The 22,763-nt window shown below is 45.4% G+C and carries 18 protein-coding genes and 1 tRNA gene; 9 read left to right on the plus strand and 10 right to left on the minus strand.

Annotation, left to right across the window (positions count from 1 at the left end; translation table 11 throughout):
* Positions 1-200: 200 nt before the first annotated feature.
* The 4 genes from DF182_RS18140 to DF182_RS18155 all read right to left on the minus strand — a co-directional run bounded on the left by DF182_RS18140 (position 201) and on the right by DF182_RS18155 (position 4,956).
* On the minus strand, positions 201-1,358 hold the full coding sequence (locus DF182_RS18140; protein ID WP_113617246.1) for a FecR family protein: 1,158 nt from the start codon (positions 1,356-1,358) through the stop codon (positions 201-203).
* Between the two features lie 68 nt (positions 1,359-1,426).
* The gene (locus DF182_RS18145) at positions 1,427-2,017 is read right to left on the minus strand and encodes an RNA polymerase sigma-70 factor (protein ID WP_113617247.1); all 591 of its coding nucleotides are present in this window, start codon (positions 2,015-2,017) and stop codon (positions 1,427-1,429) included.
* Positions 2,018-2,174: 157 nt separating this feature from the next.
* Positions 2,175-3,851, minus strand: a complete 1,677-nt coding sequence (locus DF182_RS18150; protein ID WP_262511116.1) for an NAD(P)/FAD-dependent oxidoreductase — start codon at positions 3,849-3,851, stop codon at positions 2,175-2,177.
* A 238-nt stretch (positions 3,852-4,089) separates the two neighbouring features.
* Complete coding sequence (locus DF182_RS18155) at positions 4,090-4,956, minus strand: hypothetical protein (protein WP_113617249.1); 867 nt, start codon at positions 4,954-4,956, stop codon at positions 4,090-4,092.
* Between the two features lie 86 nt (positions 4,957-5,042).
* On the opposite strand from DF182_RS18155, the gene DF182_RS18160 reads away from it, so the two are divergent.
* The 3 genes from DF182_RS18160 (at position 5,043) to DF182_RS18170 (ending at position 8,094) form a co-directional block, all read left to right on the plus strand.
* Complete coding sequence (locus DF182_RS18160; RefSeq protein ID WP_113617250.1) at positions 5,043-6,743, plus strand: hypothetical protein; 1,701 nt, start codon at positions 5,043-5,045, stop codon at positions 6,741-6,743.
* A 73-nt stretch (positions 6,744-6,816) separates the two neighbouring features.
* Positions 6,817-6,887 (plus strand) — tRNA-Gln (locus tag DF182_RS18165).
* 256 nt (positions 6,888-7,143) lie between these two features.
* Positions 7,144-8,094 carry a hypothetical protein gene (locus DF182_RS18170; RefSeq protein ID WP_113617251.1) on the plus strand — a complete coding sequence of 317 codons (951 nt, stop codon included), beginning with the start codon at positions 7,144-7,146 and terminating at the stop codon, positions 8,092-8,094.
* A gap of 40 nt (positions 8,095-8,134) precedes the next feature.
* Here DF182_RS18170 and DF182_RS18175 read toward each other — a convergent pair whose 3' ends face one another.
* Both DF182_RS18175 and DF182_RS18180 read right to left on the minus strand, forming a co-directional pair.
* The gene (locus tag DF182_RS18175) at positions 8,135-8,653 is read right to left on the minus strand and encodes a GNAT family N-acetyltransferase (RefSeq protein ID WP_113617252.1); all 519 of its coding nucleotides are present in this window, start codon (positions 8,651-8,653) and stop codon (positions 8,135-8,137) included.
* 32 nt (positions 8,654-8,685) lie between these two features.
* On the minus strand, positions 8,686-9,936 hold the full coding sequence (locus tag DF182_RS18180) for an aminotransferase class V-fold PLP-dependent enzyme (RefSeq protein ID WP_113617253.1): 1,251 nt from the start codon (positions 9,934-9,936) through the stop codon (positions 8,686-8,688).
* Between the two features lie 110 nt (positions 9,937-10,046).
* Here DF182_RS18180 and DF182_RS18185 point away from each other — a divergent pair, with 110 nt between their 5' ends.
* On the plus strand, positions 10,047-10,508 hold the full coding sequence (locus DF182_RS18185) for an Lrp/AsnC family transcriptional regulator (RefSeq protein ID WP_113617254.1): 462 nt from the start codon (positions 10,047-10,049) through the stop codon (positions 10,506-10,508).
* A 158-nt stretch (positions 10,509-10,666) separates the two neighbouring features.
* On the opposite strand, the gene DF182_RS18190 is transcribed toward DF182_RS18185, so the two are convergent.
* Both DF182_RS18190 and DF182_RS18195 read right to left on the minus strand, forming a co-directional pair.
* Entirely contained in the window at positions 10,667-11,032 is a 366-nt protein-coding gene (locus DF182_RS18190) for a DUF779 domain-containing protein (protein ID WP_113617255.1), read from the minus strand.
* A 13-nt stretch (positions 11,033-11,045) separates the two neighbouring features.
* Positions 11,046-12,581, minus strand: a complete 1,536-nt coding sequence (locus tag DF182_RS18195) for an aldehyde dehydrogenase family protein (protein ID WP_113617256.1) — start codon at positions 12,579-12,581, stop codon at positions 11,046-11,048.
* Between the two features lie 189 nt (positions 12,582-12,770).
* Between DF182_RS18195 and DF182_RS18200 the strand changes: the two genes are divergently transcribed.
* From DF182_RS18200 to DF182_RS18220, 5 genes are all read left to right on the plus strand, one after another.
* A complete protein-coding gene (locus DF182_RS18200; RefSeq protein ID WP_113617257.1) occupies positions 12,771-13,697 on the plus strand; it encodes an AraC family transcriptional regulator in 927 nt (308 codons plus the stop codon).
* An 83-nt stretch (positions 13,698-13,780) separates the two neighbouring features.
* Entirely contained in the window at positions 13,781-14,338 is a 558-nt protein-coding gene (locus DF182_RS18205; RefSeq protein ID WP_113617258.1) for a sigma-70 family RNA polymerase sigma factor, read from the plus strand.
* A 44-nt stretch (positions 14,339-14,382) separates the two neighbouring features.
* Positions 14,383-15,357: a FecR family protein gene (locus DF182_RS18210; RefSeq protein ID WP_113617259.1), complete on the plus strand. Its 975-nt coding sequence runs from the start codon at positions 14,383-14,385 to the stop codon at positions 15,355-15,357.
* Between the two features lie 184 nt (positions 15,358-15,541).
* Positions 15,542-18,985, plus strand: a complete 3,444-nt coding sequence (locus DF182_RS18215; protein ID WP_161964178.1) for a SusC/RagA family TonB-linked outer membrane protein — start codon at positions 15,542-15,544, stop codon at positions 18,983-18,985.
* A gap of 10 nt (positions 18,986-18,995) precedes the next feature.
* Positions 18,996-20,522, plus strand: coding sequence for a SusD/RagB family nutrient-binding outer membrane lipoprotein (locus DF182_RS18220; RefSeq protein WP_161964179.1), 1,527 nt, complete (start codon positions 18,996-18,998; stop codon positions 20,520-20,522).
* A gap of 131 nt (positions 20,523-20,653) precedes the next feature.
* On the opposite strand, the gene DF182_RS18225 is transcribed toward DF182_RS18220, so the two are convergent.
* Both DF182_RS18225 and DF182_RS18230 read right to left on the minus strand, forming a co-directional pair.
* Complete coding sequence (locus tag DF182_RS18225) at positions 20,654-21,694, minus strand: hypothetical protein (RefSeq protein WP_113617262.1); 1,041 nt, start codon at positions 21,692-21,694, stop codon at positions 20,654-20,656.
* Positions 21,695-21,702: 8 nt separating this feature from the next.
* The gene (locus DF182_RS18230; protein WP_113617263.1) at positions 21,703-22,761 is read right to left on the minus strand and encodes a hypothetical protein; all 1,059 of its coding nucleotides are present in this window, start codon (positions 22,759-22,761) and stop codon (positions 21,703-21,705) included.
* Positions 22,762-22,763 lie beyond the last annotated feature (2 nt).

The following is a 22,763-nucleotide window of genomic DNA, read 5'->3' on the forward strand; positions in this document are numbered from 1 at the left end:
TGATATTTCATACATTTGGGAAGTTTGAGTTTAGAATAGTTTGATACGGAGATGTGTCATACTGACTCAGACATTTGGCCAGGGGCGGGTGAGATCGCTCCTGGTTTTTTTATGCCGGAACAGTAGCAGGTTGTTAGGGACCTTTGTGCATGTTTTCGTTTTTGATTTTGGCTGTAATAAAATGATGATGCTAAAGTTGATTATTGCATTACAATCAGTTGTTCATTTTCCAGTTTAAAATGTATTCTGCTGATTTCGAGCAGGCGTAACAGTGCAGACAAGTCGGCTGATCTGGGAATGTCTCCGGTGAATGTTCTGGTGGGAATTTCTCCCTTAAAAACGACCTCAATATTATACCATCTTTCTATCTGTCGCATGATGGTACGGATATCGGCGCTTTTGAAGGAGATGAAGCCATTTTTCCAGGCAATGGCGAGGTTTGTGTCGGCATTGTCGATGACTTCCATGGTCCCGTTTTCGTTGCTACGTGACTGTTGTCCTGGTTTGAGTATATGGTTGACGGCCTGCTGGCTTACCCTGACGGATCCTTGCAGCAGGGTTGTGCTGATACTTTTTTCATTGTTGTAGGCCATGATATTGAAGTTGGTGCCTAGTACGGCCACTTCTGTATTTCCGGCTGTTACAAAAAATGGCTGGGCGGAATTGGGTTGTACTTCAAAATAGGCTTCCCCGGTGAGGGTGACAGTTCTTTTAGGCCCTGTGAATGCGGTGGGATATCTGAGGGAAGAAGCGGCGTTTAGCCATACCCGTGAGCCATCGGGTAGTACGAGGCTGTATTGTCCGCCTTTGGGTGTGCTGAGGGTATTCCAGCTGATGGTGGTGCTGGCGGAGGTATTTTGTGGTTTATAGATCAGTTGGCCGGCGTTGGTTTGCAGGCTTACGGGGCCTTGCTGCGCGATCTGCCCGTTCATACTGCTGTCCAGTTCGATGCTGGCACCGTTGGCCAGGGTGAGGATGGCTTTGTCTGTGCCTGGCTGGATAATGTTATGCCGGGTGGTGATGGGGGGATGATATGACCGTTTTTTCCAAAGTAAAGCGGCGCCGACAGCTATCAGCAGGAGCACGGCGGCAGCCCATGATTTGAAATAAAACGTTTTAGCAACAGGACGCCTTTCGGCTCGTTCGGGCAGGATACGTGCAAGGATAGCATCCGACTGGGTGTCGAATACATTTTCTTCTGCTTCGGCCGACTGCATCCATGCTTCTTCTATCATCCATTCCAACCGGACATCCTGATCTTCCGTTTTCAGGAATGTTTTCAGTTCCTCCAGTTCGGTGGCGGTAGCGGTATGGCTGGCATAGCGGCTTAACAGGTATTTTAATCTGTTATTGTCCATCAGCAAAGGTCATCTACCTATATAGACAGCAGCAGGGGGTAAAAAGAGGTAATCAGTTTTAAAAAAAATTATTTGAGCAGCAGGAAAAAGAACAAAAGGTTGCTTTCGGGGTGGGTGAGTGCATAGCTGCGGATGGCACGCAGGGCGAGTACCATATGTTTTTTGACTGTTTCCCGGGAAATAGCCATCCGCTCTGCTATTTCGGCCTGTCTTAAACCTTCGTCGCGACTGAGCAGATAAACCTTTTGCCGTTGGGCCGGCAGTTCGGCCACCGCCTGGTCAATGATCCGGCGGAAACAGGCATCAGTGCTTTCTTCATAAGGATTGTCGGTGCTGGCGGAGAGTGTCAGTTCCCATTGTTGTTTATGTTCCAGTTCGCGGCCCAGTTTTTTCAGAAAGGAGAAAGTGTAATTCTTGGCCACCATATAGAGATAGGGATGAAAGTGATGGACCTGACTTAGTTTCTCTTTTTTTTCCCATATTCTGATAAATACTTCCTGTACGATTTCTTCGGCCATGGTGATGGAGCCGGTAAGCTGAAATACAAAAGCGCCCAGTCGCTGATGGTAAGCATGAAAAAGCCGGGCAAAGGCGGCTTCATCGCCTTGAGATACTAATAGGAGTAAATCCGGTTCACTATTTAAATACGTTTTCTCCAAGTGAAATAGGCTGTATTATGGCTCTGTGTTCTGGTTGATGTTATGATAAATATAGGGATACTTTTAGAATTACGAATTTTTAAGTGCGAAGATCTGAGCGATTTTGATGTCTCGCTTAGATCTTCGCACTTAAAAATTCGTAATCCGTATTTCGTGATTATTTTTTCTCTTCGTGGTATTCCTGTTCGGTATTGATAGACCAGATATTGTTTTTGGTGGTAATACCGGCAGCGATGTTGTCTACAGCTACCATAGCGGTAAGCATGGAGTGGTCTGAGTTGTTGTATTTATGCATACCGTTGCGTCCAACGAGGAAGAGGTTACCGAAGGAGTCCAGATAGTTGCGTATTTCGTCGAACCGGTTGTAGGTGCCGAAGTAGGCGGGATAGGTTTTTTCCATCCGGAGCACGGTAGCATCGAGTACATCTTCTTTTCTTGCGAGCCCTATTTTACAGAGTTCGTGTATGGCTGTTTCCCTGATTTCGGTATCACTCAGTGCCCAGAAATCATCTCCTTTATTACAGAAGTATTCCATGCCTACCCAGGTGGTATCAGGATCTTTCACCATGTAGGGGCTCCAGTTGTTGAAGAGCTGGAGGCGGCCTACTTTCACATCTTTTTCCTGGATATAGATCCAGGTGTCCTGGAGGGTGATGGGGGTATGGGTTTTTGTTTTTGCGTTTTCGAAGCTGAGGTTTTTGAGCAGTATACCGATGGTGATGAAGTCGCGGTATAAGAGTCCGGCTGCTACTTCCCTGACGCTGGCGGGTACATCGGTTTTGAGGCCGGCCACCAGTTCCTGTACGGGCATGGTGGAGAAGAAGTAGTCTCCTTCGAGCAGGGTTTTTTCGCCGGTGGTTCTGTCTACTGCTTCGATGGCGGTGATACGGTCGCCGGTGGCGATGATACTGGTTACATCGTGTTGCATGAGGATGGTGGCGCCTTGTGCAGTAACCTGACGGGCCACTTCTTCCCAGAGTTGGCCGGGGCCGTGTTTGGGATAGAGGAATTGTTCTATGAGACTTGTTTCAACATTTTTTTGTTTGATGTCTTTGGGTTTGCTGGCATTCCAGGCTGATTTGGCCGCATGGGCGATGGCTTTACCAATAGAGATGCCTTTGATGCGCTGTGCGCCCCATTCGGCGGATATTTCATTGCAGGGAACGCCCCACACTTTTTCAGTATAATGTTTAAAGAAGAGCAGATATAATGTTTTCCCAAAGCGGTTGATCATAAAGTCTTCCAGGGTTTTTTCATTTTTCCTGGGGAAGAGTTGGGCGTACAGATAGGAGATCATGATTTTGATGGTGGTCATGATACCGAGTTTGCGCAACGTGTCTATCGAAAGCTGAATGGGATAGGTAAAGAATTTTTTCAGGAAGTAGATCCGGGAGAGGCGTTTCCTGACCAGCATGATGAGGTCTGGATTTTCGGCCACGAGGGTGTCAGTCGCTGTTTCTTTTTTAGGGACTTTTATTTCTCTTGTTTTCTGTTGGTAGCTGATGGTGAATATTTCAGCAGCCTCTTTGTCGAGTGGCATCACGGTCATCCACCAGTCCATCACGCGGTCTGATTTGGAGAAGAAGCGATGGCCTCCGATATCGATACGGTTACCTTTATAGTTGACTGTTTTGGAGATGCCACCTATATCTGTGCTTTTTTCCAGTATTACCGGTATTATATCAGTGCGCTGGAGTAGTTCATAGGCAGCGGTAAGGCCAGCAGGCCCTGCGCCAATGATAATAGCTTTCTTTTGCATGAGATAACAGAGATTGTTGAGTGAATAGTTATTTGAGGTCTGTAAGTATCTTGTCCGTTCGGGGTAAGTCGTTATGGGGCATCAGAAAATGCAGGGGTGCTCCCCGTACATGCAAATGAATAGTGGTAGACTTGAAAGCTGGCATATTATAATGGTTTTTCGCAAGCTGTTCCTCCTACAGGAACGCTTGTTTTTTTGAGGGCAATCATTACAGGGCAACACAGCCAGATACGCTATTTTGCTGTGTATACAAGTATAAGCCACGGAACTGAAATGGTATTTCAGGTACGGTTAATGTTGGTAGTTTTGGGGGTTAAAATTTCCATTTGTAGAAGTATACCGGAGCGTCTTTTCCTTCGCTGATGGTGACATAGCCGTTATTGCCGGGAGTGATGGTAATACCTTCGCCCTGTTTTTCTATCACATAGGGGAGCTGGCGGGCCGGTTTGGCCATGGCCTGTTCTACGGTTTCGTTGGTATCGCGGTGCCAGTAATAGATATCAGTGAGGGTTTTGATCACGATATGATGTCCGTCTTTGGAGATGTCGCCGGCGGTGACCCAGGTGTAGGGGAGGGTGATCAGTTTTTCGAGGCCGGTTTTATCGCCGTCTTTGAAGAAGAGCTGGTCGGTTTTGTAGAGGCTGACCATTCTTTCTCTTTTGCTGACGATATATATTTTTTTGCCGATAGGATCGATCATCAGGGTTTCTGCATCCCTGGGGCCATTGGGATACTGAAGGGAGAGCACATCGGGAGTAACGGAGAGGTGTTTGCCGGGAACGGTGGTGGGCTCTTCGAAGCGATAGATGCGGATATGTTTGCGAACACCTGCATTATCACCGATATCGGCCACATATACGTAATGTTTGCCTTTGGTGGGGCCTATGCCTTCTGCGATATCTTCCATGTCGCGGTTGGTGACGTCTTTTAGTTTGACGGTGCAAACGAGGTTGGCCTGACTGTCGAGCAGGAAGGCTTCTGCTTTATTACCGCTGTCGTTGTGGGTCCAGTAGTATCCGGGCAGGGTGGTGCTGGAAGCAATACCGGAAGCTTCAGTGATCTTGTCGGAAGACACATTGCCCAGAACAACGGGTTTGACGGTGGTATTATCTTTCACTTCCTGTGCCATTGCACCGGAAAAGGTCAACAGCAGGGTAATGAGCAGAACAGGTAATCGCATGGGGCAATTTACTTAAATAATGCGACTGTTTTTTTTAATCCTTTTCTAATAAATATTTGAACAACAAGGGGGTATCTTCGGTTTATATGATCATGAAACACCCTTCTTCCTGGATTACCATGATAACGGTAATCCTGTTGTCATTGCCTGCTATGGGCCAGTCTGATTATATTAGTCTCGGAAACAAACAATACCAGTTGCTGGAGCGGCTGGACATCCGTACGCGGCATGATACCCTGCTGGGATTTACCACCGTGAAACCATATGACCGCCGCAAAATGACAGAGCGGGTGTTGTATATTGATTCATTGGATAAAAGAGGCGTATTGCCGTTTCCGTTATCTTCCACCGACCGGTATAATATCCGTCGGCTGATAATGGACAACTGGGAGTGGGCGCCGGCATATGCCGATTCATTCCGGGTGAAACCCGTGTTTGGCGTGTTTTATAAAACGCCGGCCAACCTTTATGCGGTTAGTACCAGTAACTTCAAACTGGCCATCGATCCGCTACTGAACCTGCAATTCGGTAGGGCCAACGATGGTACCGGTAATATCTATACGAACACGCGTGGCATTATGCTGAGAGGAAATATAGCCAACAAAGTAGGCTTTTATAGTATCCTGACCGACAACCAGGAAAAGGACCCGGCTTATGTACGTGATTTTGTGGCCCACAATGGTGCGGTGCCCGGAGAGGGCTTTTATAAGCCATATCGTACAAGTGGTTATGATTATTTTGATGCCCGTGGTGGAATCTCCTTTAACCTTGCCAAATATTTTGATATTCAGTTTGCCTATGATAAACTCTTTATCGGTAATGGTTTCCGCAGTCTGTTTCTTAGTGATTTCAGCAGTAATTACCTTTATCTCCGTATCAGTACCCGCATCTGGAAGTTTGACTACGAAAATATCTTTGCACAAACCATTGCTCCTTTTCCTCCCTATGGTTCAGATGGCCGCGCGATGCACCCCCGCAACTATATGATGATACACCATTTAAGTCTGCAGGTGGCGAAATGGTTGAACCTGGGCTTCTATGAAAATGTGATGGAAGATGGTAAGAACGGTCTGCAACTCAGTTACCTGAACCCTGTGATTTTCTACCGTTCGGTAGAGCAGCAGTTGGGGGCCGCTGGTAAAGCCAATGTAGGCTTTGATTTCAAATCAAACGTTACTTCTTCAGTACAGTTATACGGACAGCTGCTCATCAACGAGTTTGTGACAAAGGAAGTGTTCCATTACAGTCGTGGTAGTTACGTCAATAAACAGGCATTCCAGCTGGGTGCTAAATATATTGATGCTTTCTTTGTTCATAATCTGGATGTCCAGGCGGAAGTGAATTATATCCGTCCGTATACCTACACCAATTTCGATAGTACCACTAATCTGACCCATTATCGGCAGCCGCTGGCACACCCGCTGGGGGCCAATCTGAAAGAGTTTATTGGTATCGCCCGGTACCAGCCTCTTCCGCACTTGTACCTCACAGGCAAGCTGATGTACCATTTGCAGGGGCTGGACTCTGCCGGGGTTAACTTCGGAGGTGATGTTTCCCGTGGTTATGAAACCAGGCCCAGGGATTACGGTTTTTTCATCGGTAGTGGTACGCCGGTTAAAAGCACAACTGCCGCATTAAGCGTCTCCTGGGAGATATTCGAAAATATGTTTATAGATCTGAATAGCACTTACCGGACATACAATGTACAGGGGCAGCCTAATACCAGTACTTTCTTTTATACTGTTGGTTTCAGGGTGAATCTGCAGCCGAGGGAGTTCAATTTTTAGCGAAGAAAAAATTTTTGCTAAAAAATTTGTTAGTTATGGGAAATGTTCTACCTTCGCGTTCCTGAATTGACAATGCCTGATAGTATAACGGTAGTACGACAGACTCTGACTCTGTTTGTCTTGGTTCGAATCCAGGTCAGGCAACAAAATTAAAACCGCTTTTATAGCGGTTTTTTTAGTTTTAGTACTGTAGTAATCTAGTAATTCTATGTTAACCTGGTAATCCTGAAAAATATCTATCTTTTGCACCAATTACGTATATCCCTTACAGTGGTAGAAGAAAAAAAATGTTAACTGTAGCAAAAGAAATTATCCCTGTAGTGTTTAGTGGTATATCCTGAAGATCCTATTGTGTTTGTAAGCTGCCCCGGAATCACCAACAATTTTCAAAAATATATCTATGAAAAGAATTGTGTTATTTATTGTTATCTGTACCCTGTCCCGCATGACTGTAACCGCCCAGAACGGGCCGCTGAAATTTCAGGATAATCCACTGGTGTTTTACGGACAAGATGGGCACTGGGAAGCCCGGCAGGATGCTTTTTCCAATCTCGTATGGAAAAGCTATAGCACCCAGTATTTTATGATCAATGATACTTATTTTTTACAAAACGGAAATGTGGGTATCGGTATTCCTGCACCTACTGCCAAGTTACAGGTAGCGGGCAATATAGTAGCATCGGAGTTGGTTGTATTAAATGATCCGGGTAATAATACCACACCGTACCTTAGTGGCCTGACTATTTACAACAGAGGGGCAAGTGGTAATTCTTATGGGTGGAAATGGCAAACGGCATCAGTTGGCGGTGGCTTTGGCGTGTATCCCAATTCTATGGAGTTATGGGAATATCCTGATGTGGATAACTCCAATAACTGTTGCCGTGGAAGGCTGAAGATTGCAAAGTCCACAGGAGTTAATGTGTATCCACAAGCCGTGGTTATTGACGGTAATGGCAATCTGGCACTGGGAGGCTATACCGATGCAGGCAATAACACACTTTCTGTTAATGGTAGTGTTGGTATTGGTACGAATAATGCACAAGGATATCGTTTAGCCGTTGTCGGTAGTATGATTGCCGAAAGAATCAAAGTAAAATCACAAGCTAGCTGGCCGGATTTTGTTTTTCATCATGGCTATAAATTACCGTCACTGGCAACACTTGAAAACTATATCAAGGAAAATCAACATCTGCCTGAAATCCCTTCTGCTGCGGAAGTACAGGAAAATGGCATTGATGTGGGAGAAATGAACCGGAAACTGTTGCAGAAAGTAGAAGAGCTGACTTTGTACATCATCGATTTACAAAAACAGGTCAACGAACTCAAAAAAAATCAACATCAGGATAAGTAATGTAAAAAAGAGTCCCGTAGTTTCAATTACGGGACTCTTGCTAAATAATTACTTCATCAGTTCTTGAATAATAAATAGTGGGATAGCCGGCTTCATCATGCTTTGTATAAATTTCCCTGAACCCGATTTTTAATAATATCTTCTCCGATGCAATGTTGGCGGGGTCAATAGAAGCATAGATGGTTTTAAACTTCAGTTTTTCAAAGCCATATTGAACCATCCTGGCCGCCACTTCGGTAGCCAGTCCTTTACCCCAATATTCTTTTTTAATGGCGTAAATGAGTTCGTAATCATTGATGGCTTTTGAAAATACTATTCCGCAATACCCAATAAACAGGTTATTTGATTTGTGTATAACAGCCGACATTCCAAAACCCTTACTGGCATAGTTTTCAATGGATACTTCTATCCATTTCTGAGTCAGTTCTTTTGACAGGATGCCATCGCCAACGAATTGCATTAGTTCTTCATTGCTACAAATGCTAAACAAGTTGTCAAAATCAGTCACTTCAATCTCTCTGATCAATAGCCTCTCCGTTTCAAATATTATTTTATTCATCGTGTTTTTAATTCACTTCTGCGGCTCAGTGTTTACCTGATTATTTCTTTTACACTTTCAATAAATGCATCAATCTCATCTAAGGTGTTGTAATAATGTGGCGAAGCCCTGACAGCCCATTCTACCCCTTTTTCATCAAAATCAATTATACCAAAAGCCCTGTAACTGGCTACTACATTTATTTTTCTTTTTAATAGTTCATTTACAATATGAACCGGGCCCGAATCTTTAACATTAAATGTAACCAGCCCGCCTTGCTCCGGCCCTTTGTCTAATACTGATATCCGGTCTATGGCTGCCAGTTTTTCACGGATAATGCCTGAAAGTAATTTGACCTGCTGCCAGATTTTTTCTTCACCAATAGTTCTGCAATATTCTATAGCAGCTTTTGTCCCTATTACAGTAGAGTAGGCAAACTCCCAATCTTCATACCGCTTTGCATCCGGCTGTTGTTTGTAAGTATCTTTTGTTGTCCACTCTGCACCTCTCATATCAATGAATAATGGCTCCAGGCCGGTATGTAATGCCTTATCCGAAATATACAATGCACCTGTGCCGCGGGGACCTCTTAAAAATTTTCTACAAGTAACACTTAAAAAGTCACATTTCAATTTTTGCACATCCAGTTTCATTTGCCCTGCACTTTGGCAGGCATCTAAAATATACCAGGTTTTATCAGGATAAATATTTAGGTATTCCTCATAAATGTTCGCAATTTCATTTACTGGTTGCACCAAGCCGGAGTTAGTAGGGATATGTGTTATCGCCAATAATTTAGGGAGGTGCTTGTACAATTTATCTTTTAAGTCATTTAAATCAACCCCGCCAATAGCTGCATTATTGATGTGAATTATTTTGACGCCTAACCTTTTTTGTAAAGACAAAAACTGAATCTGATTAGACACAAAATCATCACAATCTGTCAGTATTACATCTCCCGCCTTAAATGGAACAGAGGATAAAGCTCTCGTATAGGAATCTGTTGCACTTGCCGTAAAAGCAATATTTGCGGGCTTGCAATTGAATAATAAAGCTGCCTGCTCATAAAATGCTTTTATCACGGCGGACCTTAATGCAGATGCTTCATATCCGCCTATTTCCGATTCTAATTTTATATGGTCGAGTTGTGCCTGTGTAACCACATCTGGCATTAAACCGGCGCCTGCATTATTCAAATGAATAACATTTTTAGTTCCGGTCGTTTCATTTCGGAACTGCTTAACTTCTGCCTCTGTAAATACACTACCAGTAGGCAGTAGTATCTGGTTGTCTGAAACTATCATACGTTAATAATTTTAAAAGCAAAATTACCGGCGTTGCAGCGCATAATTTTTGCGTTATTAATTTATCAGCGACTAATTTCATTTATGTTTGTACAACAAATGGGTAAATTATGCAACCACTTGATAAGTACGATAAAGAGCTACTAAGGCTACTCCAGCAAAACAATAAATTTACTACGGAAGAGCTAAGCAGCAAAGTAAATCTTAGCCAGAGTGCTGTTCAAAGAAGGATTACCCGGCTGCGAAATGAAAAGGTAATTGAAGCGGATGTTTCAATTATTTCACCCGCAGCGGTGGGAATCGGTATTACCTGTGTGGTTGATGTGGTATTACATGAAGGTAGTTCCAAGGCAATTGATAAATTTAAAGCAGCCATGAAAAATTGTATTGAAGTGGCACATTGTTATTATGTTACCGGTACCTACGATTTTGTCTTAATAATTAATACAACAGACATGAAACATTTTGAAGAATTTTCGAAAAAGCACCTCATGGATAATCCCAACCTCAAACACTTTTATACACATGTGGTAATGGATAAAGTTAAGGTGAGTTATGGGGTGGGTATTTAGGCAGCCAATGATAAAAGAGATATTGAAAAAATTGTGAAAGAGGTGACTATTTTTTGTGGGTTGTTAAACAAGCCTTTAATTTGATAGTATCATTTCAAAAGATTATAAAAAGCGGGCCGCTATGTTGTAAAACATAGCGGCCCGTTTCGTTTTTTATACTACGCTACAGGCTCAAGATCATTTAATTCAGCGGTGGTAAAAACTTCCGACCTGATATAGAATCTCACGCCTAGTGGTATTTCCAGCGAGAAGCTGCTACCTCTTCCGGGTGTGACGTCCAGTATTAGCCGGGTATGTTTCCAGTATTCAAACTGATCGCGGTGCATATAAAACCGGCAGCCTTCTACTTCTCCGAGGCATACATCACTGCTGCCGGTAATAAATTCACCTGCGCTGAAGCACATAGGCTGGCTTCCATCGCAACAACCGCCGCTTTGGTGGAACATCAGCGGCCCGTGGTCGTTTTTTAATCTGTTGATCAGTGCAACAGCCTGCGCTGTGGCGATTACGCGTGCTACACTCATAATTGGCGGTGGTTTAGAAAAAGCCCAGCTTTACTTTGCTGTAGGAAATGAGCATGTTTTTGGTCTGGCGGTAGTGGCTGAGCATCATTTTGTGATTTTCTCTGCCGAAGCCCGATTTTTTATAGCCGCCAAAGGGGGCGTGAGCGGGGTAGGCATGGTAGCAGTTGACCCATACGCGTCCTGCCTGGATAGCCCGTGGCACCTGGTACAGCTCGTGGGCATCGCGCGTCCATACGCCGGCGCCGAGGCCATATAAGGTATCGTTGGCGATGTCTATTGCTTCCTGGGTGGTGCGGAAGGTAGTCACACAGCTTACAGGGCCAAAGATTTCTTCCTGGAAGATCCTCATTTTGTTATGGCCTTTGAAAAGGGTAGGCTGTATGTAATAACCGTGTTCCAGCCCGCTGTTCTGATGGAAAGCATCTCCGCCGCAGAGCACCTGGGCACCTTCCTTTTTACCGATCTCCAGGTAGCTGAGGATTTTGTTGTATTGATCTTCTGATGCCTGTGCGCCCATCATGACGGTGGCATCCAGCGGGTGTCCCATTTTAATGGCTTGGGTACGTTGTATCACTTTATCCATGAATACGTCGTAAATTTTTTCATGGACGAGGATACGGCTCGGACAGGTACATACTTCGCCCTGGTTGAGTGCAAACATCACTGCACCTTCCACGGCTTTGTCGAAAAATTCATCATCTGCATCGGCTACTGATTCAAAGAAGATGTTAGGGCTTTTGCCACCGAGTTCCATCGTAACCGGGATGAGGTTTTCGGAAGCATACTGCATGATGAGGCGGCCGGTGGTGGTTTCACCGGTAAAGGCCACTTTCTGTATGCGGGGTGAGGATGCCAGTGGTTTACCAGCTTCCGGTCCGAAACCGGTTACGATATTGAGTACGCCTGCGGGCAGCAGGTCGCCTATAAGCTCCATGAGGCACATGATGCTGGTAGGTGTCTGTTCTGCCGGTTTTACTACTACACAGCATCCTGCAGCCAGGGCTGGCGCTATTTTCCAGGCGCCCATCAGCAGGGGAAAGTTCCATGGGATGATCTGTCCTACTACGCCGATAGGTTCGTGCAGATTGATGCATACGGTATGCTCATCATGTTCGCTGATGCTGCCTTCCTCGCTGCGGATAACGCCGGCAAAATAACGGAAATGGTCTATTACCAGTGGGATGTCGGCGGCACGGGTTTCGCGGAGAGCCTTCCCGTTGTCGATCGTTTCTATGATAGCGAGGTAGTCGAGGTTGTCTTCAATCACCTGGGCAATCCGAAGCAGGATATTACTGCGATAGGTGGCAGCTGTTTTGCTCCAGCTGGCAAAGGCCTGATGGGCTGCATCGATCGCTTTTTCTATATCCCGGGCATTGCCCCGGGCGGCCTGGGTAAATACTTTACCGTCAATAGGAGATATATTATCAAAATATTCACCGCTGTCTGGTTTCACCCATTGACCACCGATATAATGTTCATATCTGGCTTTGAATTCCGGCCGTTCTGCTATATGAGGGTCAGGAATACCAGCTGTTGCTGTACTTTTCATAACGGACTTTTTTGATGAGGAAATACTGCGCGCTGTACTGCCTGTGGCTGCTGTGGCGCTATAATGCTAATTTGCTAAACATAACGGGGTTGATAGCAGATTTTCGTACTTATCTATAGCACAATCGTACCTATCTTTTATTTTCTGCGTGGAAATTCAGTAAATTGATATTCGTAAAAAGTGATGGTTATGCCGGTAAAAAATTATGTGGACCATATAGATTTTACCCATCCCAGGTGTTTGCAACAGCTGGTAGAGAACAGGCGTATCTATAACCTGAAAAACTGCGAGCTGAATATCTTTGAGAGTTATCAGCAAGCGTATAAAGTACCATTGTCTTTTGGTGATTTTGTGATCACCAGTATGATAAGAGGTAAAAAAGTGATGCATCTGCCCGACCGGCCGGCATTTGAATATTATCCTGGTGAATCAGTGATTGTTCCCGCCAATGGAGCTATGATCATCGATTTTCCGGAAGCAACACCAGACAACCCTACCCAGTGCATTGCACTCACAGTAGATGATATGTATATCCGTAATACCCTGCAATATCTGAATGATCATTACAACAGTGAGCCTACCGAAAAAAATGAATGGCGCCTGCAGTTTCACAAATATCATTTTGAGAATGATGAAAATATCACGGATGTCATCAACAAGCTGGTACGCATTTGTCACAGCGCAGACCTGAGCAAAGACATCTATGCAGACCTTAACATGAAAGAGCTGTTGATTCGTATCTTACAAAGCCAGCATCTGCAGGTAATTGAGGAAGAGAGCGCAGTAGACAGCAACAACAGCCGCCTGCATTTTGTATTGCATTATATCCACGAACATCTCACAGAAAAAATCGCGGTAGATACGCTCTGTAAAAAAGCTTACCTGAGCCGCAACATATTCTTCAAATGGTTTAAAGAGCAGTTTGGCATCACCCCACTTGAATATATTAACCGCGAGCGGATCAAACTGGCCAAACAGCTGCTGGCAGACAACAGATATACCGTAAGTCAGGTGGGCATGCAATGCGGATTCAATGATACCAACTATTTCGTCCGTCTCTTTAAAAACACTGAAGGCATCACCCCTGGCGCTTATCAGCTCATCTGCCGGAAATAACCATTTCCCTTTTTCGTCAATTAAAAATACTTTGTACTTTGTAGCATTGCTGACGCGCAGCATTACAACCCTATGCTTAAAAAATGACGCAACACAACCGGACTGTCTCCGCTGCCCAGATCAATGAGGGCTTGCGTAACCAGGATAAAGATGTATTCCATCACCTGTACAATACCTACAGCAGGGAACTCTATCTGCTCGCCTTCCGTTGGGTACAGGATGAAGGGCTGGCAAAAGATATGGTACATAATCTGTTTGTACACCTCTGGGAAAAAGGGAATACCCTCACGATTACCGGAGAGGTACGACATTACCTGTTCCGCGCCATTACCAATATGTCCATCAATGAATTAAAGCGCCGTTCCCGTACTGTCAGTGAAGAATTACTACGTTTTGAATCAGATACCGCTTCCTTTTATGAGATCGCAGATTATATCCTGTTTCAGCAGGAGCTGTTAAACCACCTGGCGCCATTGGCGCCCCGTTGCCGGGAGATCTTTATCCTGAGCAGGGTGCAGGGCCTGGAACCGGCCGAAATAGCGGAAAAACTGGGTATTACGCTTAATACAGTCTATTATCAGCTGTCGGTGGCACTCAGTTCTCTGCGTGATACCCTGCTGCCGAAAAAAAAATTACGCTGACATCAAAGTTTATCATTTCTCAATTGTCATAATAGTATACAGCCATGAAAAAAGAGGAAGTACCAGCGTTCATCATAGCCTGTTTGTCTGAACCAGACAATGCAGCGAAACAGCAACAGTTGAAAGACTGGTTGCTGGAAGATGAAACGCATGCGGCCCTGCTGGCGGATTACAGCCGGCTGTGGAAAACAACAGCAGCGCTGCCGGAGCATGATTTTGACGTGGCAACCGGATGGGACAACCTGCAACTGGCGACTGTAGCACGTAAACAGCCGATGCCAACCATCTTCCGCCGCCACTGGTGGAAAGTGGCCGCTGTATTGCTGCCGCTGACAATCCTGGCAGGATGGTGGTGGATAAATGAACAACAGGGAAAGGAAGTGGTCACCTATATTGCGCAAGGCAACTTTAAAGACAGCCTGCGACTGCCGGATGGTTCCGTTGTTTTTATGAAACCGGGCAGTATCCTGCACTATCATAAAAACTTCCGGGACCGGGCGGTGGAACTACAAAGCGGTGAAGCATTTTTCGATATCGTACAAAATGAGCAACAACGTTTTGTTGTAAACGCTGCCAATGCGGCGGTAGAAGTACTGGGCACCTCCTTTAACGTTAAAACCTCTACCGATTATACAGATGTAGCCGTATGGGACGGAAAGGTGAAACTGAGTGCTGCAACAGGAGGAGAAGGAGTGATACTAACGCCGGCGACTATGGGAAAAGTAGATGGTTATACCGGTAAGGTGGAGACGATGGAAGGGGCCTTTGAATACCGCTGTGGATGGGCTAATAATGACCTGAGTTTTAACAACCAGCCGCTGATTACGGTATTGAATACACTGTCTTCCTTTTATCATGTGAGGATAAGCGTTGCAGATACGACCATGTTAGATGAAAATATAACGGCACGATTTAAAAATATAACGCTTGAAGAAGCTTTGGGAGTAATCAGGGAAATGCTTGACCTGAAAGCAGACCATATTTCCGCGGCGGAGTTTGTACTGAGAAAGATGAAGTAGCATACCTACATCACAACATTCTGATCATAATTTTATATTACCGGCTAACCTGTAATGCCTGGCCATTGGCCTGTGAGCTTGTTATGCCTGTAATTTCCATATGATATCTTTTCTGCAGAAAAGGTAATTGCCAGCGGCTGTCTGTTACTGTATATGTATCAACTAAAATCAAATGCGTAGTAGCATGAAAAAAGTTAAATTTATCTGTACGGTCATTATGATCGTTTTAACCTGTGCCCGCGCGTTCGCGCAAGACAAATCCTCTGTACTGACGAAGCGGGTATCCCTCGAAGTTACCGACAAACCTGTGCCTGAAATCCTGACCCTGATTGAAAAGCAGCTCAGTGTTTCATTTGCTTATCCCAATGAAGTTGTGAACGGGCGTGGTAACTTCTCCTTTAAAGAAAAAAATACCCAACTGGAAAACATCCTCAAAGTATTGTTTCCAGCGAGCAGCTTTCAGATCAAAGCTATGGGTACACATGTGGTGATCAAACAGCTGCCGAAAGTACAAGGCCCGCTGATCCAGCTCAAAGGCCGTATCATGGACAAACAGACCGGAGAAGCATTACCTGGTGCGGTGATCACTTCCCGGGAAACGGGTAAATCAGTGGTATCCGGCGAAGATGGTTCTTTCACTTTGTCTGCTCCGGAAGGAGGTACTTATCAGGTAGCTTTTATCGGTTATGAAACTGCTGTGAATACAGTCAGGGGCAACAAATCCGCTGATGTACAGCTGGTCCGCCGTATTGCTGAAATGAACACCGTAGTGGTGACAGCACTGGGCATAGGCCGCCAGCAGCGTTCGCTGGGTTATGCTTATACCGATGTAAAAGGTTCTGATTTTACCAAAGCCAGGGAAAACAATCCCGTGGCCTCTTTAGCAGGAAGAGTGGCCGGCCTCGATGTAAACATGACCAACAGCGGTGTAGGCGCTTCTGTAAAAGTGACCCTGCGCGGTGTAAAAGTAGTGGGTGGCGATAACCAGCCATTGTATGTGATTGATGGAGTGCCTATCAACAACTCCTCACCCGGACAGGCCGATAAATACGGTGGTTACGATCTGGGCGATGGTACCAGCATTATCAACCCCGATGAAATAGAAACCATGTCGGTGCTGAAAGGTGGTGCTGCTACTGCATTATACGGCAGCAGAGCATCCAATGGCGTTATCCTCATCACCACCAAAAAAGGAAATAACAAAGGGCTGGAAGTAGAAGTAACTTCCAACGCTGTGCTGGAGAAACTCAATAACAGCTACGATTTCCAGGAAGAATATGGCTCCGGCCGTGCGGGACAGCTGCCCCGTGATGCTGCCACCGCCCGCACCTACACACAATCCAGCTGGGGCCCCAAACTGAGCGCCGACAGTACAACATGGCTGTGGAATGGTAACAGGGTGCCCTACGTAAAAGCTGTTAATCCTATCCAGAAATTTTTCCGCGAAGGCCTGACACTGTCCAACTCCATCGCCATGGCTACCGGTAATGATAAAAGCCAGCTGCGTTTTACTTATACCAATCTGCACAACAAAGACATTGTACCGGCCAGTGGACTGGATCGCCATAACTTCGCCATCAGAGGCACTTCGAAGCTGACCGATAAACTGAGCATCGATGCCAAGGTGGCTTATCTCAGTGAAAAAGTTAATAACCGCCCGGCTTTGTCCGATAACCCGAATAACATCGGTTATGTATTGAGCGGTATTGCCCCCAACATCTCCATAGACTGGCTTAAAGAATACAAAGACCCCAAGACCGGTGATTACATAGACTGGAATAATGAACCCTATCAGGTAAACCCCTACTGGGCATTAAACGAACAGCCCAACAACAGTAAACAGGACAGACTTACCGGTTTCGCGATGCTGAAATACCAGCTCACCCCATACCTGAGCGTACAGGGCCGCACCGGTACCGATTATTCGAAATTCAGCTTTCGGGAGTTTACAGAATTTTCCTCACCCTTTAACACCACAGGAGCGATTGCCCTGAAAGACCGCACCTTGCGGGAAACCAATTCCGAACTGTTGCTGACTTTCAGCAAACAGGTAAAGGATTTTCAGATAAACGCCAACCTGGGTACAAACCGCATGGACTATGAAGAAAATGTACTCGATACCAGAGGAAGAGATATCAGTGTCAGAGGTATTAAAAGCATCAACAACTTCAGGACAAAACTCAGCGAAGAAACCGTCAACCGCAAACGGATCAATTCTGTGTATGGCGCGCTGAGTGTGGCTTACAAAAACTATCTGTACCTGGACCTGACAGGTCGTAATGACTGGTCTTCTACGCTGGCCACTGGAAAAAACTCCTTCTTTTATCCCTCCGTATCTGCCAGCTTTGTGTTCTCCGAACTGATGCCGCAGAATGAACTGCTGAACTTCGGTAAAATCCGTTTATCCGTGGCGCAAACCGGTACGGATGCAGTTGATCCCTATCAGTTGAAAATAACCTATGCCAACAACCCCAATATTCCGATGGTGGGAGGTTATTCTATCGGCGGCGTAGCTGTGGACAGGGTTCCTTTCGAAGGACTGAAACCCAGTATCAGCAAGTCTTACGAAGCAGGTATCAATCTGGTGATGTTGCATAACAGGGTAAACATGGATGTTACCTTCTACAAATCCAATACAAGAGATCAGGTGTTGTTCCCTACCATTACTTCTGCCAGTGGCTATACTACGGCCGCCATCAACTCAGGCAATGTGCAGAACAAAGGTGTGGAAGTAGCATTGGGCATCAAACCCATCGTATCCAAAAATTTCAACTGGGATATGAACATTACCTGGGCCCGCAACGTAAACAAGATCCTGGAGTTAAGCCCGATGGTTTCCGGTTATTATACCCTGGCATCTGCACGTTGGGCTAATGCCTCCATTGTGGCCCAGGAAGGAGAGGAGTATGGAATTATTGTAGGACGTAAGTTCCTGAGAGATGATAAAGGCACGGTGGTGCTGGATGATAAGCTGCTGCCCCGTTATGAAGCCGAAGATACCCGTCTGGGTAACGGCCAGTTCAAATGGATTGGTGGTATCAACAATCGTTTTGCTTATAAAAACTTTGCATTGTCTGTGTTGCTGGATGTCAGACATGGTGGACATATCTACTCCATGACTAACCTGCGTGCTTATGCCAACGGCCGGCAGAAAGGAACCCTGGAAGGCCGCGAAAGCTGGACCCAGTCTGAAAAAGAAAGAGTGGCTGCCGGTGTTGAGCCTGCCAACTGGAAACCAACTGGCGGTATTTTCGTAACCGGTGTACAGGAAGATGGAGTAGACGGAAATGGTAATAAAAAATATAAATCAGCATCCGGCTTTGTAAGCCCGCAGGTATACTGGACACGTATTACAGACAATATCCCTGAAGCGTTTATCTATGATGCTTCCTTCGTGAAAGTGCGTCAGATCACACTGGATTATCATCTCCCTAAAAGCATTCTGCGCAAAACTATGATCCGCGATCTGACGGTGTCACTCGTAGCGCGCAACCTGTTCATCTTAAGTAAAGATGTACCAAACATCGACCCTCAGTCCAGCTACAACAACAGCAATGGCCAGGGTTTTGAATATGGTTCACTGCCTACCCGCCGCTCTTATGGTATCAACCTGTATGCAAAATTTTAAATCCATGAAGATGAAAAATATTTTTCTACTAATATTCACCGTACTGCTGTTAGGTAGTTGTACGAAAGATTTTGAAACGATCAACGAGAATCCTACCAGAGGCAATACCATTGCACCAGGACAACAGCTGGCAGCAGCTGCCTATTTTCTCAGTGGTGGCCGTGAGGCAGGATATGCGAATCTGCACATTTTTCAGCCGATGGTACAATACATGAATGGTGCTTATGGACAGCGTGTCGGTTCCAAGTTTGTACGGGATGATTTTTTTAATGAACGTGTATGGGAGATCTTTTATAACCGCAGCCTCAAACAGCTGATCGATATGCTGCACCGCTGCGACAATGACCCGCAGCTGGTGAATTACATGGCTGCCGGCCGTATCCTGAAAGTATACATCTTCTCCATCCTGACAGATACCTACGGAGATGTGCCCTACTCCGAAGCAGGCTTGGCCTATTATAAAAATATCTATACACCCCGCTACGATAAGCAGGAAGATATCTACAACGATCTGTTCAAAGAGCTGACCGAAGCAGTGAAACAGTTTGATGCTACCAAAGACAGATTAGAGAATGATATTGTATATCAGGGTGATGTGGCCAAGTGGAAAAAACTGGCAAACTCCCTGCGACTGAGACTGGGCATGCGTTTGTCTAAAGTGGATGAAAACAGGGCCAGACAGGAAGTACAGGCTGCTATTGCCGGTGGAACCTTTACCAGTGCCAATGATAATTTTAAAATGGTACATGAAGAGTATGCCTATCCCGATCTGCGAGGTAATGGTTTAGCACAGGCCTTACAGGAAACACAAACCTATCTTTACAGCAACGGTAGCGCCACTTTTGTGAACTACCTGAAAGCTGAAAATGACCCCAGACTCAGCGCCTTTTTTATTAACAGAGATAGCAGAGGAAGAGATATCACTCACCTGACCAATTATATGCCGATTGCACCAGGTTTGTACTGGTGGGATGAATGGGGCGCCTGGAGAGCACCCGATGGTACTATGATAGAACAGGCCGACAAATTCTGCAAAGTCAACACACCTTTTTATCAGTTGAAAGCGCCGTTCCTGCATTTCGGATATGCGGAAGTGGAATTCCTGAAGGCCGAGGCGGCTGTCCGCGGATGGACCGGTGATGATGCCAACCAGCATTACCAGGAAGCTATCCGGACTGCGATGAAACAGCTGGACATGTATCCTGGTATGAATCCGGTAGACCCTCAGAAAGCATCCGACTTTGTGACTGCTCATACACTGACCGCCGGCAAAGAGCTGGAACAGATCAATATGCAGAAATGGGTGGCGCTTTTTCCTAATGGTTATGAGGCATATGCCAATCTGAGAAGGACAGGCTTTCCCAAAACGTTGCCGGTAAAAGATGTAGACGGAGAATCTGTCACCGGTGGAGTTATGCCACGCCGGCTGTTTTATCCTGCTACAGAGGCATTTAACAATACCAAAAATTATAGAGAAGCATTGAATAGGATCGGTGGTAAAAATGATTGGTTAAAGAGGGTTTGGTGGGACAAATAATGCGTTGTGGACAAGAGGGGATCTCTTCGGAGATGCCCTCTTTTTGTTTTATATAAAAGAGAAAAAACCAGACGACCGGATAAAAAAATCCAGTCGTCTGGTTTGCTTCAAGCTAGCCATGGATAAGGGTTCTAATCTTCCAGTATTATCCCCGCGTCTTTCCAGCCTGTATCGGCTACGAACTTAGCTGACCCTTGTACCGGTCCTTTAAAAAATTGCTGACCATTACGATTAACCGTCACCGTAACAAGAGGAGCTGGGAGATTGGCGAAACCAGCCCTGCCATCACGGGTATAACGCAGGGTAAATACCTCGAGTTTCAGTAAGATGCCATTATTCCCTTTGTTGGTAGTAATGCAGTGACGAAAGATCCGTGTTTCACCAGGAAGCAGTGTTTCATTGTTCACGCGCATGGCCAGGGTAGCAGATCTATTCTCTAATTGCATATTTGCCGTGAGCGTGTCAAAGCGTGTCGCCATGTCCTGATAACTCTTTGTTAACTGCATATGGGTATTTAACCCGCGAACTAAAATATGGGTAGACTCGCCATACTTTATAGTACGGATGGCCGATACGCAAGTACCGGTTTCTTCATCGGGATAGGCATTTTTTAACTCCACGAAAGCTGACAGGCCGGGATTTTTAGCGTAGAACCAGCAATCAAGATCAAAGGGTGGTTTGCCATATGCTGTGAACCGGTCTTTAATTTCTTTTAATACAAAGGGAGAAACAATGCCATCGCTACTGGTAATCGTTCCTGTGATGGTATCGATGTTATTGCTTTGCATAGACATCAGTTTGAAATACTGAGGGTGGATAAATAATTTATCCAGGAGCGTATCAGGATTTACTGGTTGGGGAGAAGGCAGCGCTGCCAGTTTCATAGTACCATCCTGCTGGTCCGGCGTTATCAGATTCCATAGCCTGGAAGTTGCTCCTATCGTCGGTTTGCCAGCGACGTTATTAACGTATCTCTTCATAGCACTATCTCCTGCAAGGGAGTGGGGCGGTATCTGCTGCAGATCACCTGTGATCAGATGCCTGATCCAATCGTTTTTCAACTGAACAGAATCCTTTACTGCAAGCCGGTTGGTATATACCGTACTTTGTGCATATACGGAGCACTGCCAGCATAGACATATGATCAATAAATATTTCCTTTTCAGCTTCATGTACTAACTTATTTGTCTTCTAAAATGATGGTTAAATCGGTGACACTATTGTCCAGGCTCACGAGCCGGGAACCTGGATCGCCCTGGAGTTCTACATTTTCAAATGTGCTCCCATTTTTAAGGACGGTTAATTTGACGGTGTCAGGCAGTGCCTGCAGGGTATACCCTCCTTTTTCAGGAAGCGTGTATCCGTTTACGTTATATACTAGTATTCCTGTGCGTGGGAATCTGAAATGTGCCGTCTGATTGGGTAACAAGATGGACTGATAGCCGGTCTTTATCTCCAGGCAGGCATTCCGGGTATGATTGATGACCGATACTTTGGTCAGGGTGGCGGGGTCCACAGGCAGGCTGTCTGCTGTTGGCCATTGATAACCAGTCAGGCAAACCGTGCCGCGCATATTCTGTAGATTATACAGGATGGTATCTTTGTAATAGGCCAACTGAGAAACATTATAGTTGACCGCTGTCATACCATCTTTATCCGGCCATCCTAGGGCTACCAGCTTGTAGTTTCCGATTTTACTGCTGTTTGCCAGTCGTGCTTTTACTTCAAATGGAGCATAGCCCTTTGCATAAGATGCACTGATGAAATATCCCGGTTCTTTGGATACCTGTGTAAGAATACCATCACTGCTGGTAATATCCAGATAAATGGTGTCGGTTAATATACCACCACCATTCAAACCTGGTAGAAGAAAAACCCCGAGGCCATACTTGTTGTCGTTAAATGGCTGTAAGATGGTTTGGATATTACCGGGGGTATAAGGAGCCATGGCCAGTTCACGGGTGACCGGATTTATGGTCAGCGCGCTGTCCCTTAATATGCCTGTACCATCCTTTATGGTGAATTTTTTTGCATCCGCATAGGCTTTTAATGCCTGTGCTGTAACGAGTGTGTTACTACCGGCATCTGCAAGGGTACTGTCTGATGTTAGACCCTTTATCCAGTGGCCATTGAGCGATATTGAATCTTTCACAATTACTCTGCCTGCTGTTACTGTTTGGGCGTTCCCCCGTGACAATACAAACAAGGTTAGTAAAACAATATTTAAAATGTATCTCATAG

This window comes from Chitinophaga flava (genome assembly GCF_003308995.1).
GTDB classification, from domain to species: Bacteria; Bacteroidota; Bacteroidia; order Chitinophagales; family Chitinophagaceae; genus Chitinophaga; species Chitinophaga flava.

What these genes read in the sequence shown, in the direction of transcription:
- DF182_RS18140 (WP_113617246.1), bottom strand. Translation starts at nt 1,358, where the DNA reads ATGGACAATAACAGATTAAAATACCTGTTAAGCCGCTATGCCAGCCAT.
- DF182_RS18155 (WP_113617249.1), bottom strand. Translation starts at nt 4,956, where the DNA reads ATGCGATTACCTGTTCTGCTCATTACCCTGCTGTTGACCTTTTCCGGT.
- DF182_RS18185 (WP_113617254.1), top strand. Translation starts at nt 10,047, where the DNA reads ATGCAACCACTTGATAAGTACGATAAAGAGCTACTAAGGCTACTCCAG.
- DF182_RS18170 (WP_113617251.1), top strand. Translation starts at nt 7,144, where the DNA reads ATGAAAAGAATTGTGTTATTTATTGTTATCTGTACCCTGTCCCGCATG.
- DF182_RS18230 (WP_113617263.1), bottom strand. Translation starts at nt 22,761, where the DNA reads ATGAGATACATTTTAAATATTGTTTTACTAACCTTGTTTGTATTGTCA.
- DF182_RS18210 (WP_113617259.1), top strand. Translation starts at nt 14,383, where the DNA reads ATGAAAAAAGAGGAAGTACCAGCGTTCATCATAGCCTGTTTGTCTGAA.
- DF182_RS18215 (WP_161964178.1), top strand. Translation starts at nt 15,542, where the DNA reads ATGAAAAAAGTTAAATTTATCTGTACGGTCATTATGATCGTTTTAACC.
- DF182_RS18175 (WP_113617252.1), bottom strand. Translation starts at nt 8,653, where the DNA reads ATGAATAAAATAATATTTGAAACGGAGAGGCTATTGATCAGAGAGATT.
- DF182_RS18225 (WP_113617262.1), bottom strand. Translation starts at nt 21,694, where the DNA reads ATGAAGCTGAAAAGGAAATATTTATTGATCATATGTCTATGCTGGCAG.
- DF182_RS18200 (WP_113617257.1), top strand. Translation starts at nt 12,771, where the DNA reads ATGCCGGTAAAAAATTATGTGGACCATATAGATTTTACCCATCCCAGG.
- DF182_RS18160 (WP_113617250.1), top strand. Translation starts at nt 5,043, where the DNA reads ATGATCATGAAACACCCTTCTTCCTGGATTACCATGATAACGGTAATC.
- DF182_RS18180 (WP_113617253.1), bottom strand. Translation starts at nt 9,936, where the DNA reads ATGATAGTTTCAGACAACCAGATACTACTGCCTACTGGTAGTGTATTT.
- DF182_RS18220 (WP_161964179.1), top strand. Translation starts at nt 18,996, where the DNA reads ATGAAAAATATTTTTCTACTAATATTCACCGTACTGCTGTTAGGTAGT.
- DF182_RS18190 (WP_113617255.1), bottom strand. Translation starts at nt 11,032, where the DNA reads ATGAGTGTAGCACGCGTAATCGCCACAGCGCAGGCTGTTGCACTGATC.
- DF182_RS18205 (WP_113617258.1), top strand. Translation starts at nt 13,781, where the DNA reads ATGACGCAACACAACCGGACTGTCTCCGCTGCCCAGATCAATGAGGGC.
- DF182_RS18195 (WP_113617256.1), bottom strand. Translation starts at nt 12,581, where the DNA reads ATGAAAAGTACAGCAACAGCTGGTATTCCTGACCCTCATATAGCAGAA.